Origin of the sequence: Streptomyces rapamycinicus NRRL 5491, from assembly GCF_024298965.1 — a bacterium.
GTDB lineage: Bacteria > Actinomycetota > Actinomycetes > Streptomycetales > Streptomycetaceae > Streptomyces > Streptomyces rapamycinicus.
Map to the genome: position 1 here is coordinate 6381460 of NZ_CP085193.1, position 14797 is coordinate 6396256.

Sequence of the window (14797 nt, forward strand, 5' to 3'; positions counted from 1 at the left end):
GGCGCGAGGTGCGTAGTGTCGTACTCATGAGTACGTCAGCTGATCCGCTCGCCACCCTGGCCGCGCTGCCCGGCGTGGCCGAGTCCGTGAACGCCGTACGGACCGCCGTGGACCGGGTCTATGGGCACCGGGTGATGCGTCGGCGCAGCAATGAGGTCACCTCCGAGGCGGCGTTGCGCGGGGCACGGGGCTCCGCCGCGCTGGCCGGTGCGGACTGGGCCCTGGAAGAGGTGCGCCGGCGCACCGACTTCGGAGCCGAGGGCGAGCCGCGCACGGTGGGGGCGGCGCTACGGCTGACCGCCGAGGCGGGGCAGCTGCTGAGCATCTGGCGGCAGTCGCCGCTGCGGGTGCTGGCCCGGCTGCATCTGGTCGCGGCGGGCGGGGCGGAGGGCGACGAGAGGATCGGCCGCCCGCGGCATTCGGGTGAGCCGGTGGACGAGCCGCTGATCGGGTCCGATCTGCCGCTGCCGAACGCGGACGAGGTCGCGGGGCGGCTCGATGGGCTGGCCCGGCTGCTGCTCGCGGGCAGCGAGGCTCCGGCGCTGGTGACGGCGGCGGTGGTGCATGGCGAACTGCTCGCCCTGCGACCCTTTGTCTCCCGCAATGGCCTGGTGGCGCGCGCGGCCGAGCGGATCGTGCTGGTCGGCAGCGGTCTCGATCCGAAGTCCGTCTGCCCGGCCGAGGTGGGGTACGCGGAGCTGGGCGCCGCGCCGTACATGGCGGCGCTGGAGGGCTATGCGTCCGGGACGCCGGAGGGGATGGCGGTGTGGATCGCGCACTGTGGACGGGCGGTTGAGCTCGGGGTGCGGGAGTCCACGGCGGTCTGCGAGGCCCTGCAGCGCGGGGCGGCCTGACGCGGATGGGCGTGGTCTGGTGTCGGAGGGGCGCGGGCTGACGCGGGAGGGCGCGGTCTTGCGTCGCAGGGGAGCGGGCTGACGCGGGACGGGTGCGGACTTACGCGCGACGGGGCGGTCTGACGTTGGACCAAGGCGGACCGGCCCCGGACAAGAGTTGCGGCGGTACCACGTGGGCACCGCCGCTGGCACAGCTGCCGGGTTACCATGCGTGCAATCTCATTCGCCCATCAGGTCGGGAACTTCTGCCCGTCACCTGGTGCGGCTGGCCCGTAATCGACGGGTCGACGTCGCGTGGGTGCTCAGCATCTGTGCTCGGTCCGTGGGGCCTTGGCGTCTGGGGCTTTCCTCCCGGATACCCCTGGTCTCGCGGGCCGTCGATTCCTTTGTACTCCTGCGAGAGGTCAATCGGAACCCCTCACCGCAGATCTTTGCTGTTACCCCTAAATGCGGGCATAAAGGGCGCGGCGCCGATTGGTGTACCACAGCAGTCCGGCGGTGGCGGCGGCCGCGCCGACGGCCGCCGCAACGGCGAGAACCGGGCGCGGTGGCATGGAGAGCGAGGGCCTGCGCTGCTTCAGCCGCACCGGGCGGTTGAAGCAGAGCACCGGCCAGCCGCGGGTCCCCGCCTCGCGCCGCAGCGCCCGGTCCGGGTTGACCGTATGGGGGTGGCCGACCGACTCCAGCATCGGGAGATCGGTCACCGAATCGCTGTAGGCGTAACAGCGCGACAAGTCGTAGCCCTCCGACTCCGCCAACTCGGCGATCGCCTCCGCCTTGGTCGGGCCATAGGCGTAGTACTCCACCTCTCCGGTGAACACTCCATCCTCGACCACCATGCGGGTGGCCACCACGCGGTCCGCGCCCAGGAGCTCGCCGATCGGCTCGACCACCTCAGCCCCGGAGGTGCTGACGATCACCACATCGCGGCCGGCGGTGTGATGCTCCTCGATGAGCGAGGCGGCCTCGTCGTAGATGATGGGGTCGATGAGATCGTGCAGGGTCTCCGCGACGATCTCCTTGACCTGCTGGACATTCCATCCCCGGCAGAGTGCGGAGAGGTACTTGCGCATCCGCTCCATCTGCTCGTGATCGGCGCGGCCGGCGAGGAAGACAAACTGTGCATAGGCAGTACGCAGTGCGGCCCGGCGGTTGATCAGCCCACCCCGGTAGAAGGACTTGCTGAAGGTGAGAGTGCTTGACTTCGCAATGACCGTCTTGTCCAGGTCAAAGAAGGCAGCTGTCCGAGGCAAGGAGTGGTTTTCCACGACGCCGAGCATAGGGCCCACCATTCGGCGTAAGCTCAGGCGCGTGGGTTTGCCTGAGAAGGCTCTCGGGTACACCATGGAAGTCACGGATCGTTCGCGACCGTGCTAACCCGGCCCGACTCCTCCCCCCCCCGAGTCGGCCGTGGGGACGACCCCCGCTCTCCCCCCCGGCGGGGGTCGTCGCATGTCCGGACGCATTTTCGGCGTTCTCATGAGATCTTGCTCCCCTTCCTCGGGCCCATGCGGCCCCGCCTCTCCACAGCTTGAGCGGTAACTGTACGTAATCGCTAGGCTGCTCTCCGGAAGTCACTGGTTTAGGTGACTGGGATATTCACAACTGATGAGTTGTCCACGGTTTTGGACCAAGATCCCCAAGATTTTCTGGATCGCAGCACGGTGATTCTCAGCGATGCTCGCACTCGCCGTTCGCGGGAGTGAGAGCGCGTAACGGATATGGGAGGGGATCGTGACTGCATCCATCACACCGGAACGCCCTTCGGCGACCGAAGGACAGCGAAGCAGACCGCTCATCGTCACCGAGGACGAGGCACTTCTCGATGATCTGCTGCGGCTGTGCGCGGCCGCCGGAGCGGAACCGGAAGTGGCGCATGGCGCGCTCACCCGCCGGGGCAGCTGGGAGGCCGCACCGCTGATTCTGGTCGGCGACGACTCGGCCGCCCGGCTGACCGACCGGGCACGCAGACAAGGGGTGCTGCTCATCGGGCGCGATCTGGACGACCACGGCATCTGGCGGCGGGCGGTGGCGCTCGGCGCGGACAATGTGGCGTTCCTGCCCGATGCCGAGACCTGGCTGGTGGACCGGATCGCCGATGTCGCCGAAGGCGTGGGACGGCAGGCCCTGACCGTCGGGGTCATCGGCGGCCGCGGCGGCGCGGGCGCCTCCACCCTCGCCTGCGCCCTGGCGGTCACCGCGGCCCGCTCCGGCCGGCGCACCATGCTGATTGATGCCGATCCGCTGGGCGGCGGGCTCGATGTGCTGCTCGGCGGCGAGGGGACGCAGGGGCTGAGATGGCCCGCCTTCGCCGAGTCGCGGGGGCGGGTCGCCGGAAGCGCCCTGGAGGAGTCGCTGCCCGAGCTGCACGCGCTGCGGGTGCTCAGCTGGGACCGTGGCGATTCGGTCGTCATCCCGTCGGCCGCGATGCGGGCGGTGCTGGCCGCGGCCCGACGGCGCGGCGGGGTCGTGGTGGTGGATCTGCCGCGCCGCGTCGACGACGCGGCGGCCGAGGCGCTGTCCCAGATCGACCTCGGGCTGCTGGTCGTCCCGGCGGAGCTGCGAGCTGTCGCGGCCGCCCACCGGGTGGCGTCCACGGTGGGCATGGTGCTGCGGGATCTGCGCGCGGTGGTGCGTGGCCCGTGCGGGCCGGAGCTCGGCGACGAGGAGATCGCGGAGCTGCTCGGGCTGCCGCTGGCCGGTCAGCTGCCACCGGAGCCCGGTCTGGCGGACGCGTTCGAGGGCGGGGAACCCCCGGGCGGCAGCCCCCGTGGACCGCTCGGCCGGTTCTGCGCCGAGTTCTGGGCGCGCGCCCTCACCGACGAAGGAGGTGTCACCGCATGAGCGCCGTATCGCCGGATCTGCTGGACGCGGTGCGGCTGCGGCTGGCCGGGAGCGGCGCGGAGCCCACGCCCGCGCGGGTGGCGTCGGCCCTGCGCGAGGAGGGTCGGCTGCTCGGCGACACCGAGGTGCTCGGGGTCGTGGAGGCGCTGCGCTCGGAGCTGGTCGGCTCCGGCCCCCTGGAGCCGCTGCTGGCCGCCCGCGATGTCACGGACGTCCTGGTCACCGCCCCTGACGAGGTGTGGGTGGACCGCGGCTCGGGGCTGGAGCGCACGGATGTCACCTTCGTGGACGCGGCCGCCGTGCGCAGGCTCGCGCAGCGGCTCGCCGCGGTGGCCGGGCGGCGGCTGGACGACGCCCGGCCATGGGTGGACGCCCGGCTGCCGGACGGGACCCGGCTGCATGCGGTGCTCCCTCCGGTCGCGGTCGGCTCGACCTGCCTCTCGCTGCGGGTGGTGCGCCCCCGGGCGTTCTCCCTCGCGGAGCTGGAGGCGGCCGGGACGGTGCCGCCGGACGGCGCGCGGCTGCTGCGGGCCATGCTGGACGCCCGGCTGTCCTACCTGATCAGCGGCGGGACGGGCTCGGGGAAGACAACGCTGCTGAGCACCCTGCTCGGGCTGGTCGGGCACCAGGAGCGGATCGTCCTCGCCGAGGACTCGGCCGAGTTGCGGCCCGACCATCCGCATGTGGTCCGGCTGGAGACCCGCCCCGCCAACCAGGAGGGCCGGGGCCAGGTCACCCTGCGGGATCTGGTGCGGCAGGCGCTGCGCATGCGCCCCGACCGGCTGGTGGTCGGCGAGGTGAGAGGCGCTGAGGTCACCGACCTCCTGGGAGCCCTGAACACCGGCCATGAGGGTGGCTGCGGCACTGTCCACGCCAATACGGCGGCCGATGTGCCCGCGCGGCTGGAGGCGCTCGGCTCGACCGCCGGTCTGGACCGGGCCGCGCTCCACAGCCAGTTGGCGGCGGCGCTGTCGGTCGTGGTCCATCTGGTGCGCGACCGCGCCGGGCGGCGCAGGATCGCCGAGCTGCATGTGCTGGACCGGGACCGGGCGGGTTTCGTCACGACCGTCCCCGCGGCCGTCTGGAGCCCCGAGGGATTCGAGCGGGCGGCCGGCTGGCAGCGGCTGCAGCGGCTGTGCGCACGGGGCGGAGGCGCGGCATGACGGGCGCGGGAGCGGACCCGGGGGCGTTGACGCTCTGCGCAGTGACGCTGTGCGTGGGGGCGGCCTTATGGTTGCTCACCGGGCGGGACCGGGAGCTGCGCCGGGCCAGGCTGCTGTTTGCGGGCGGCGGACCCGTCGAGCCCGCGGGAGCCGACCCGGTGCGGCGACTGTCCGAGACCGCCGCCTGGCTGCGGGAGCGCTGGCGGGTCAAGTACGGCGGGCGGATGGGGCGTGAGCTGCTGTGCCTGCCGGTCGGATGTGTGATCGCGCTGCTCGGCGCGTCGGTTCTGCCGCTGCTCGGGGCGGTGCTGGCCACTCCGGTCGTCGGCCGGTGGCTGCGGTCCCGGCGGGGCGAGCGGGATCGTGTGCGCCGCGCCACCGGGGTGATCCAGCTCTGTGCCACCGTGGCGGGCGAGCTGCGGGCCGGGCGCCATCCCGGCGAGGCGCTGCTGGCGGTGGACCCGGGGCATCTGAGGGAGCGTTGGGGGCTGGTGACGGCCGCGGCGCGGTTCGGCGGGGATGTGCCGGACGCGCTGCGGAGGGTGGCCCGGTTGCCGGGCGCCGAGGGGCTGACCGGGGTCGCCGCCTGCTGGCAGGTGGCGGTCGACGAGGGGGCGGGCCTGGCGGCGGGTCTCGACCGGGTGGCGGCGGCGCTGCGCGCCGAGCGGGACCAGCGGGAGAGCCTGGACGCCAAGCTGGCGGGCGCCAAGGCCACCGCCCTCGGGCTGGCGGTGCTGCCCATCGTCGGGCTGGTACTGGGCGGCCTGATGGGCTCCGATCCGCTGCATGTGCTGCTGCACACCCCGGCCGGGCTGATCTGTCTGCTGCTGGGCGGCCTGCTGGAGTGGGCGGGCCTGGTCTGGACCGGCCGGATGGTGCGAGCCGCGCGTGAGCCGGGGCGGCGGCAAGGGGATCCGCACCTGGGCCGAGGCCCAGCGGATCGCCGGGGTGGCCGATGAGCGCCGGTGTTTTCCACAGCCTGGGGATTTCGCTGTCCCTCCTGGCGGCGGCCCTGTGCACGGCGATGGCGATGGCCGAGGCCCGTCGGGAGCGATGCGCCCGACGACGGCTGGCGGCGCTGCTTCCGGGCGCGGAGCACAGGCGGCCGCGGCGGGCCCGGCCGTGGCGGCGGTGGCGCGCCGGGTCCGGTGCGGGCGCTCTGCCCGCCTGGGCCGCCCCGGGCGGCGCGCTGACGATCGCCGTAGTCCTCGTCGGAGGGCCGCCGGGGTGGGTGCTGGGCCTCGCTGCGGCCTGCGGCCTCTGGCGGTGGCAGCGGCGCCGCCGGGCCACGGCTGGGCGGCCCGGCGGTGACCGGCACCTCGAGGCCCTCGCCGCGGGCCAGATTCCGCTGGCCGCCGATCTGCTGACGGCCTGCCTGGCGGCCGGAGCGGGCCCGCGGAGGGCGGCGGAGGCGGTGGGAGGTTCGCTCGGCGGCCCGGTCGGCGAGCGGCTCGCCCAGACCGCGGCGGAGCTGCGGCTGGGCGGGGAACCGGCCCACGCGTGGGGGCGCATCAGCGCCCTGCCCGGAGCGCAGGGGCTGGCACGCGCTCTGGAACGCGCCGGGACAACGGGCGCTCCAGCGGTGGAGCCGGTGTCCCGGCTGGCGGCCGAATGCCGGGCCGAGCAGGGGCGGGAGGCGATGAGACGGGCCGACCGCACCGGTGTGCTGGTCAACGCGCCGCTCGCGGGCTGCTTCCTCCCCGCGTTCCTGCTGGTCGGTCTGGCCCCGGTGATGATCGGGCTGGCCCGCGGCCTGGCGGGCGACGGCCCCTGAGCACGGGCGGGACCACGGCGACAACACAGCGAACGACAGCGGCACCAACGACCGGCGGCACCAACGAGAGCCGCACGAGCGGCGGCTGCACGACATCAGCACGGCGAACGACGACAGCACGACGAACGACGACACCGCGGTCGGTGACACCGCGGACAGGACAAGGGGGGCCGACATGGTGAAGCAGTGGTGGGTACGGCGGTACGCGGCGGCGCGGGCGAAGGCCGAGGCGGGCATGACCACCGCCGAGTACGCGATGGGAACGATCGCGGCATGCGGTTTCGCCGCGGTGCTCTACAAGGTGGTGACCAGCGGGGCCGTCAGCGATGCGCTGCAGTCGGTCATCGGGCGGGCGCTCGATGCGCAGTTCTGAGTCGCCGGGGACGGGGGAGCGGACGGGCCCGCGCGTCAGGAGCGGCGCGCGGGGCACCCCGAGGGCCAGCAGCCCCTGGAGGGCTCACGGCGCCCGGAGGGTCCGCGGCGGCGTCCCAAGGGTCAGTGGCGTCCCGAGGGCCCCGTGCGTGCCCAGGGCGGGCGTCCTGGGGGCCCGGGGCCCCGCGCGGGACAGCGGCTACGTAACGGCGGAGGCGGCCGTAGCGCTCCCAGTGCTGGCGCTCTTCGCCCTGATGCTGATCTGGGGGTTGATGGCCGCGTCCGCGCAGCTTCAGTGCGTGGACGCGGCCAGGGCCGGGGCGAGGGCGGCGGCGCGTTCGGAGCCGGAGGCGGACGCGATGGCCGCCGCCCGCTCGGCCGCCCCTGATGGGGCTCGGGTCGAGCTGTGGCGGGAGGGGGACCTGGTGCGGGTGCGGGTCCGGACCCACGCCACCGGTCCCGGTCCGCTGGCGGTGAATCTGCGCGGCGAGGCCGCCGCGCTCGCCGAGGACTCGGTGGGCGCGGGCGATGCGATGGGCAGCGTCGGTGGGGGCGGCGAGATGGGCAGGATCGGCGCGGACGGCACGGGCGGTGCGTCCCGGGAGGCGTTCCCGTGAGCCCGGGAGGCGGTCCCATGAGCCCGGGCGGAGGTCCCGCGAGCCCGGGAGGCGGTCCTGTGAGAAGGGCGGACGACCGGGGGTCGGCCACCGTCTGGACCGCGGTGGCCGCGACGGCGCTGTGCGTGGTGTTCGCGGCCGTGCTGGCGGCCGGGCAGGCCATGATGGCGCGCCATCGGGCGGGTGGCGCCGCAGATCTGGCGGCGCTCGCGGCGGCGGACCACGGCCTGGAGGGGACTCGTACGGCGTGCGGCCTCGCCCGTCGGGTGGCCTCCGCGCAGGGGGCGCGCGTGGTGCGCTGTGCCCTGAGCGGTGAGATCGCGGATCTCACGGCGGAGGTGCGCACCGGCCCGTTCACCCTCCGGGCCCGGGCGCGGGCGGGGCCCGCGGGCACTCCCGTCACCGGGGTCACCGGATCGCTGCCCCCAACGGGTGGCGGGGAGCGCTCACTCGGCGGTCGGCGGCTGCTCCGGGGCGCCGGCGAGCAGGGTCGTCAGCAGGCGGATGGCGGCCTTCTTGTCCAGCGGGTCGTTGCCGTTGCCGCACTTGGGCGACTGGATGCAGGACGGGCATCCCGCCTCGCACTCGCAGACGGCGATCGCCTCGCGGGTGGCCGCCAGCCAACGGGCGGCCGTGTGGAAGGCGCGCTCGGCGAAGCCCGCACCACCCGGGTGCCCGTCGTAGACGAAGACGGTGGGCAGCAGCGTGTCGGGGTGCAGCGGGATGGACACCCCGCCGATGTCCCAGCGGTCACAGGTGGCGAAGAGCGGCAGGATGCCGATCGAGGCGTGCTCGGCGGCGTGCAGGGCGCCGCCGAGGGCCTGGGGATGCACCCGGGCCTCATCGAGCTGGTCGTCGGTCACCGTCCACCACACCGCCCGGGTGCGCAGGGTGCGCGGCGGAAGGTCCAGCTTGGACTCGCCGAGGACCTCACCGGTGATCAGTTTGCGGCGCAGGAAGGAGACCACCTGGTTGGTGACCTCGACCGAGCCGAAGCACAGCCGCGCGTCCCCCCACGGGATCTCGGTGGTGGTCTCCAGGATGGAGATCGCCGTGGTGTCGCGGGCCGTGGTCGAGTAGGGCGGAGTGGCCTCCTCCACCAGGGCGACCGAGTCGTCGAGGTCGAGCTGCTTGACCAGATAGCTCCGGCCCTGGTGGAGGTGGACGGCGCCCTCGTGGACGGTGGTGTGGGCCGCCGCGGCGTCCACGGTGCCCAGCAGCCGCCCGGTGGCCGCCTCCACGACCTGGACCGGGCTGCCGCCCGCCCCGCGGATGTCGGTGAGGTCGGCGGCGCGCTCACGGCGGGTCCAGTGCCAGGCCTTCGCCCGTCGGCGCAGCAGCTTGCGCTGCTCCAGCTGTGGCATCAGCTCCTCGGTGGCGGGCCCGAAGAGCTCCAGGTCGGGCTCGGTGAGCGGAAGCTCGGCCGCGGCCGCGCACAGGTGCGGCGCGAGGACGTAAGGGTTGTCCGGGTCCAGGACGGTGGACTCCACCGGTTGCCGGAAGAGGGCGTCCGGGTGGTGGACGAGATAGGTGTCCAGCGGGTCGTCCCGGGCGACCAGGATCGCGAGGGCCCCTTCGCCGGTGCGCCCGGCCCGCCCCGCCTGCTGCCACAGGGAGGCGCGGGTGCCGGGATAGCCCGCCACGACCACGGCGTCCAGCCCGGCGATGTCCATCCCCAGCTCAAGGGCGGTGGTCGCGGCGAGCCCCAGCAGTTCACCGGAGTGCAGGGCCTTCTCCAGGGCGCGGCGCTCCTCGGGGAGATAGCCCCCGCGATACGCGGCGATCCGGTCCGGCAGCGAGCGGTCCACCTCCGCGAGCCGCTCCTGGGCGATGAGCGCGATGAGCTCCGCGCCCCGCCGGGAGCGCACGAAGGTGACCGTACGGACGCCCTGGACGGCCAGGTCGGTGAGCAGGTCGGCGGACTCGGCCGTGGCCGTGCGCCGCACCGGGGCGCCCTGCTCGCCGTGGAGTTCGGTCAGCGGCGGCTCCCAGAGGGCGAAGACGACCTCGCCGCGGGGCGAGCCGTCCTCGGTGATCTCCGCCACCGGCACGCCGGTCAGCCGGCAAGCGGCGACCGCCGGGTCGGAGGCGGTGGCGGAGGCGAGCAGGAACACGGGCGAGGAGCCGTAGCGGGCGCAGACGCGGCGCAGCCTGCGCAGCACCTGGGCCACATGGGAGCCGAAGACACCCCGGTAGGTGTGGCACTCGTCGATCACCACATAGCGCAGCGCGCGCAGGAAGGAGGACCACCTGGGGTGGCCGGGCAGGATGCCCCGGTGGAGCATGTCGGGGTTGGTGAGCACGTAGTTCGCGTACTGCCGGACCCACTCGCGCTCCTCGACGGGCGTGTCGCCGTCGTAGACCGCCGCCCGGATGCCGGTGCCCAGCGGGGCGGTGAGGGCGGCCACCGAGCGCCGCTGATCGGCGGCCAGCGCCTTGGTGGGGGAGAGGTACAGGGCGGTCGCCCCCCGGCCGTTGGGCTCCTCCGAGCCGTCCAGCACGGTGCTGAGGACGGGGGCCAGATAGGCGAGGGACTTGCCGGAGGCGGTTCCGGTGGCCACGACCACGGATTCGCCGCGCAGCGCGTGTTCGGCCGTACGCGCCTGGTGGGCCCAGGGGCGCTCGATGCCGACCCCGCGAATGGCGTTGATCACCTCTGGCCGGATCGCCGAGGGCCAGTCGGCATGGGTTCCCGGGCGTGGGGGCAAGTGCTCCGTATGAGTGATGCGCGTGCTCCGGCTCGCCCCGGTGCTCAGGCGACCGAGGACGGCCCGGGGTGAGGGGCGTATGCCCGCCTGCCGCGGGATTTGGTTGTCGGCCATCGACACCGAGTGTGTCACTGGTCTGACGGACAATGGTCTCAAGGCGTCGTGCACGCCTGCTGGTAAGTGATTGAATGCCATCGCGGCTGCCGATCCATGGGGGGCGACCGCTCGATGCAAGGTGCTGGAGGATCCGTGGACCTGTCCCTGTCGACTCGGACCGTCGACGACCGCACGGTCGTCGAGGTCGGTGGCGAGATTGATGTATACACCGCGCCCAAGCTGCGCGAGCAGCTGGTCGAGCTTGTCAACGACGGCAATTACCACCTGGTCGTCGACATGGAGGGCGTCGACTTTCTCGACTCCACCGGACTCGGCGTGCTCGTCGGCGGGCTCAAGCGAGTGCGGGCCCACGAGGGCTCGCTGCGCCTGGTCTGCAACCAGGAGCGCATTCTGAAGATCTTCCGCATCACCGGCCTGACCAAGGTGTTCCCGATTCACACCTCGGTCGAGGACGCTGTCGCGGCGACCGACTGACAAGATCGCCGAAGGAAGACACAGAAGGGGGTTCCGGGCGGCGCTCGCCCGGCCCTCCCCATACGCACGCCCATACGCCCGAGGGGGATGGCATGGCCACCGTCGAACTCCGCTTCAGCGCGCTGCCCGAGCACGTCAGGACCGCTCGTCTTGTCGCGGCGGCCGTGGCGCGCCGGGCGGGGGTGGATGAGGCCGTGCTCGACGAGGTGCGGCTCGCGGTCGGCGAGGCCTGCACACGTGCGGTCGGGCTCCACCTGAGCAATGGGGTGGAGGCACCGGTGCGGGTGATCCTGACCGAGGAGGAGAAGAAGTTCTCCATCGAGGTCGGTGACGAATCCCCGACCTCGGCCGCCCTGGCGCCCGGCTCCCATCCAGAGGCGGACGACGAGGCCGAGGGCGAGGACGAGATGGGTCTCGCCGTCATCAGTGGGCTCGTCGACGATGTCGAGGTGACGACCAGCGAGACCGGTGGAGTGATCCGGATGAGCTGGCCGACATCGCCCCAGCCTCTGGTGTCCTAGCCCAAGCCAGGCCTTTGGCGGCCTGGCCCACCGGTTCGGGTTCCGCCCTTACCGGGCTGGGCCATGTCCGTGCCGGTTCGGGTTGCGCCCGTACCGGATTGAGCCATGTCCGTGCCCGTTCGGGTCCTGCCTTCGCCGGTTCAGGCCATGTTCCAGCGGCCGGGCCTTGCCCCGCCCCGGGGCCCGGAGCGGGCTGAACTTGCCATGGCCGCCGAATCGGGCCCATCGATGGGTCATCTGCCCGTCATCCCTCGCCCGATCTTCCGGACCACCGGAGCGGCCGTTTCAAGATCGCCGGTCCGGCTGTCGGCGTGCCCGCGCCCGCTCCGCGGCATCGTCCCGGCGCACCCCTGGCGCACTCCACGGCGCGTCTCTCGGCGCGCGCTTTTTCGATCTCGGGCGTAGGCTCTGAACAGCGCTTTTCTCGGTGCGGCGCAACTGCCGCAAGATCGCCATTAAGATCATCGATATAGATCATTTATAGAGATCACTTTACATCCGTCACCGAATTGTCGACCTTCCTTCTTCCGAAGGAATTCGTACCGCCAAACCTATTGATCTTCGCTGGTGCGGGGGAATTCCCATTCCGGCGCCCTGTTTTGATCGTGTGACGCTCCCTACAATCCGTCCACATCTCGAGCTCAGGACGCCTGAGCGCGGCGGCTCTTCTGCGGTCGCAGAACTGCTGCGCGCCCATGTGCCAAACGTCAAGGAGGACGAATGGCGGGGCCTCTCACCCCTCATCAGCTGGACCTCACCCCAACCCTGGCCGCCGCAGAGCTGACCGACGACAACCGTGTGATCGTGCTGGTGATCGCCGCCGTCGCGATCGCGGCGCTCGCGGTCGCGGTGGTGCTGGTACGACAAGTCCTCGCGGCCGGCGAGGGCACGGACAGTATGAAGAAGATCGCCGAAGCCGTTCAGGAAGGCGCCAATGCCTATCTGGCCCGGCAGCTGCGCACCCTCGGTGGATTCGCCGTGGTGGTGTTCTTCCTGCTCATGCTGTTGCCGGCGGACGACTGGCCGCAGCGCATCGGGCGTTCGGTGTTCTTTCTGATCGGTGCGGCATTCTCGGCGGCGACCGGCTATATCGGGATGTGGCTCGCGGTGCGCAGCAATGTGCGCGTCGCGGCCGCCGCCCGCGAGGCCACCCCCGAGCCCCCCACCACACCCGTCAATGGCGATTCGGCCGCTTCCTCGCCCGGTAAGCCGAGCGTGGATCTCACGGCCGTCTCGCACAAGGCAATGAAGATCGCATTCCGTACCGGCGGTGTGGTGGGCATGTGCACCGTGGGCCTCGGACTGCTGGGCGCCTCCTGCGTGGTGCTGGTCTACGCGGCCGACGCGCCCAAGGTGCTGGAGGGCTTCGGACTCGGCGCCGCGCTGATCGCGATGTTCATGAGGGTCGGCGGTGGCATCTTCACCAAGGCCGCCGACGTCGGCGCCGACCTCGTCGGCAAGGTCGAGAAGGGCATCCCCGAGGACGACCCGCGCAACGCCGCGACCATCGCGGACAACGTTGGCGACAACGTCGGGGACTGCGCCGGTATGGCCGCCGACCTCTTCGAGTCGTACGCCGTCACCCTGGTGGCCGCGCTGATCCTCGGCAAGGCGGCCTTCGGTGACTCCGGGCTGGCCTTCCCGCTGCTCGTCCCGGCCATCGGCGTGGTCACCGCCATGATCGGGATCTTCGCCGTGGCTCCGCGCCGCTCCGACCGCAGCGGGATGAGCGCCATCAACCGGGGCTTCTTCATCTCCGCCCTGATCTCGATGGCGCTGGTGGCGATCGCGGTCTTCGCCTATCTGCCGTCCAGCTACGCGGATCTCGACGGCGTCACCAACCGCGAGATCCTCGGTCACAGCGGTGACCCGCGGGTGCTCGCGCTCGTCGCGGTCGCCGTCGGCATCGTGCTGGCCGCGCTCATCCAGCAGCTCACGGGCTACTTCACCGAGACCACCCGGCGTCCGGTGCGGGACGTCGGCAAGACCTCGCTGACCGGCCCGGCCACGGTGGTGCTCTCCGGTATCTCGCTGGGTCTGGAGTCCGCCGTCTACTCGGCGGTGCTGATCGGGCTGAGCGTCTACGGCGCCTTCCTGCTCGGCGGCACTTCGATCATGCTGGCGCTGTTCGCCGTGGCGCTCGCCGGTACCGGTCTGCTCACCACGGTCGGCGTGATCGTTGCCATGGACACCTTCGGCCCGGTCTCCGACAACGCCCAGGGCATCGCCGAGATGTCCGGCGATGTCGAGGGCGCGGGCGCGCAGGTGCTCACCGACCTGGACGCGGTCGGCAACACCACCAAGGCGATCACCAAGGGGATCGCCATCGCGACGGCGGTGCTCGCGGCGGCCGCGCTCTTCGGCTCGTACCGCGACGCCATCGCCGAGGCGGTGAGCGACGTGCACACCTCCGTGGCCGGGGAGATGAATCTGAACCTGGACATCTCGCAGCCCAACAACCTCGTGGGTCTCGTCCTCGGCGCCGCCGTCGTCTTCCTCTTCTCCGGGCTGGCGATCAACGCGGTGTCGCGGTCGGCCGGTGCGGTGGTCTTCGAGGTGCGGCGGCAGTTCCGCGAGAAGCCCGGGATCATGGACTACAGCGAGAAGCCGGAGTACGGCCGGGTCGTCGACATCTGCACCAAGGACGCGCTGCGCGAGCTGGCCACACCGGGTCTGCTCGCCGTCATGGCGCCGATCGCCGTCGGCTTCACCTTCGGGGTCGGCGCGCTCGGCTCGTTCCTGGCGGGCGCGATCGGCACCGGCACGCTGATGGCCGTCTTCCTCGCCAACTCCGGCGGCGCCTGGGACAACGCCAAGAAGCTGGTCGAGGACGGTCACCACGGCGGCAAGGGGAGCGAGGCCCATGCCGCGACGGTGATCGGCGACACGGTCGGCGATCCCTTCAAGGACACCGCGGGTCCCGCGATCAACCCGCTGCTGAAGGTGATGAACCTGGTGGCGCTGCTGATCGCCCCCGCGGTGGTCAAGTTCTCCTATGGGGACGACGCCAGCCCGGGGCTGCGCGCGGCCGTCGCGGTGATCGCCGTCGTGATCATCGTGACCGCCGTCTACATCTCCAAGCGGCGCGGGATCGCCGTAGGTGACGAAGACAACTCCGAGCGCGTGGCGAAGTCAGCCGACGCGGCGGTGGTGTCCTAGCCCCGGAGGCGGCAAGGGGGCCGGGAAAGCCCCCGCGACATGCGGGCGGGCGGTGTGCGACAGCACATCGTCCGCCCGCTTCCCTGTCCGCGGTGTGCCATCCGCTCGATGAGGCCATGTCCACAATGAGCGTGGTGCAAATGCGCCTAAAGATATTCATACGGGACGCTCTCGCGGTGGGCTTCGCCGGATGG

12 protein-coding genes and 1 pseudogene are annotated in these 14797 nt (G+C 72.2%); 11 read left to right on the forward strand and 2 right to left on the reverse strand.

Annotated elements, in window-relative coordinates:
- Nucleotides 1–26 precede the first annotated feature (26 nt).
- Nucleotides 27–854 carry a Fic family protein gene (locus LIV37_RS26835; RefSeq protein WP_020870230.1) on the forward strand — a complete coding sequence of 276 codons (828 nt, stop codon included), beginning with the start codon at nt 27–29 and terminating at the stop codon, nt 852–854.
- A gap of 443 nt (nt 855–1297) precedes the next feature.
- On the opposite strand, the gene LIV37_RS26840 is transcribed toward LIV37_RS26835, so the two are convergent.
- Nucleotides 1298–2134 (reverse strand): HAD family hydrolase, encoded by an 837-nt coding sequence (locus tag LIV37_RS26840; RefSeq protein WP_020870231.1) that lies wholly within the window; start codon nt 2132–2134, stop codon nt 1298–1300.
- A gap of 454 nt (nt 2135–2588) precedes the next feature.
- On the opposite strand from LIV37_RS26840, the gene ssd reads away from it, so the two are divergent.
- From ssd to LIV37_RS26875, 7 genes and pseudogenes are all read left to right on the forward strand, one after another.
- The gene (gene ssd, locus LIV37_RS26845; protein WP_020870232.1) at nt 2589–3698 is read left to right on the forward strand and encodes a septum site-determining protein Ssd; all 1110 of its coding nucleotides are present in this window, start codon (nt 2589–2591) and stop codon (nt 3696–3698) included.
- Entirely contained in the window at nt 3695–4861 is a 1167-nt protein-coding gene (locus LIV37_RS26850) for a TadA family conjugal transfer-associated ATPase (RefSeq protein WP_020870233.1), read from the forward strand. Before ssd ends, LIV37_RS26850 begins: the two co-directional genes overlap by 4 nt.
- The gene (locus LIV37_RS26855; protein ID WP_121824472.1) at nt 4858–5820 is read left to right on the forward strand and encodes a type II secretion system F family protein; all 963 of its coding nucleotides are present in this window, start codon (nt 4858–4860) and stop codon (nt 5818–5820) included. The genes LIV37_RS26850 and LIV37_RS26855 overlap by 4 nt, the downstream gene beginning before the upstream one ends.
- Nucleotides 5817–6635 carry a type II secretion system F family protein gene (locus LIV37_RS26860; RefSeq protein ID WP_121824471.1) on the forward strand — a complete coding sequence of 273 codons (819 nt, stop codon included), beginning with the start codon at nt 5817–5819 and terminating at the stop codon, nt 6633–6635. The genes LIV37_RS26855 and LIV37_RS26860 overlap by 4 nt, the downstream gene beginning before the upstream one ends.
- A gap of 175 nt (nt 6636–6810) precedes the next feature.
- Entirely contained in the window at nt 6811–7008 is a 198-nt protein-coding gene (locus LIV37_RS26865; protein WP_020870236.1) for a DUF4244 domain-containing protein, read from the forward strand.
- 166 nt (nt 7009–7174) lie between these two features.
- Complete coding sequence (locus LIV37_RS26870; RefSeq protein WP_214663832.1) at nt 7175–7624, forward strand: TadE family type IV pilus minor pilin; 450 nt, start codon at nt 7175–7177, stop codon at nt 7622–7624.
- A 17-nt stretch (nt 7625–7641) separates the two neighbouring features.
- Nucleotides 7642–7950, forward strand: a pseudogene (locus tag LIV37_RS26875) (Rv3654c family TadE-like protein); the annotation flags it as partial.
- Between the two features lie 120 nt (nt 7951–8070).
- On the opposite strand, the gene LIV37_RS26880 reads toward LIV37_RS26875, so the two are convergent.
- Nucleotides 8071–10527 carry a DEAD/DEAH box helicase gene (locus LIV37_RS26880; RefSeq protein ID WP_167525794.1) on the reverse strand — a complete coding sequence of 819 codons (2457 nt, stop codon included), beginning with the start codon at nt 10525–10527 and terminating at the stop codon, nt 8071–8073.
- Between the two features lie 54 nt (nt 10528–10581).
- On the opposite strand from LIV37_RS26880, the gene bldG reads away from it, so the two are divergent.
- The 3 genes from bldG to LIV37_RS26895 all read left to right on the forward strand — a co-directional run bounded on the left by bldG (nt 10582) and on the right by LIV37_RS26895 (nt 14603).
- On the forward strand, nt 10582–10923 hold the full coding sequence (bldG, locus tag LIV37_RS26885; RefSeq protein WP_014061729.1) for an anti-sigma factor antagonist BldG: 342 nt from the start codon (nt 10582–10584) through the stop codon (nt 10921–10923).
- Nucleotides 10924–11015: 92 nt separating this feature from the next.
- A complete protein-coding gene (locus LIV37_RS26890; RefSeq protein WP_020870239.1) occupies nt 11016–11444 on the forward strand; it encodes an ATP-binding protein in 429 nt (142 codons plus the stop codon).
- Nucleotides 11445–12164: 720 nt separating this feature from the next.
- On the forward strand, nt 12165–14603 hold the full coding sequence (locus tag LIV37_RS26895; RefSeq protein WP_020870240.1) for a sodium-translocating pyrophosphatase: 2439 nt from the start codon (nt 12165–12167) through the stop codon (nt 14601–14603).
- Nucleotides 14604–14797: the final 194 nt, after the last annotated feature.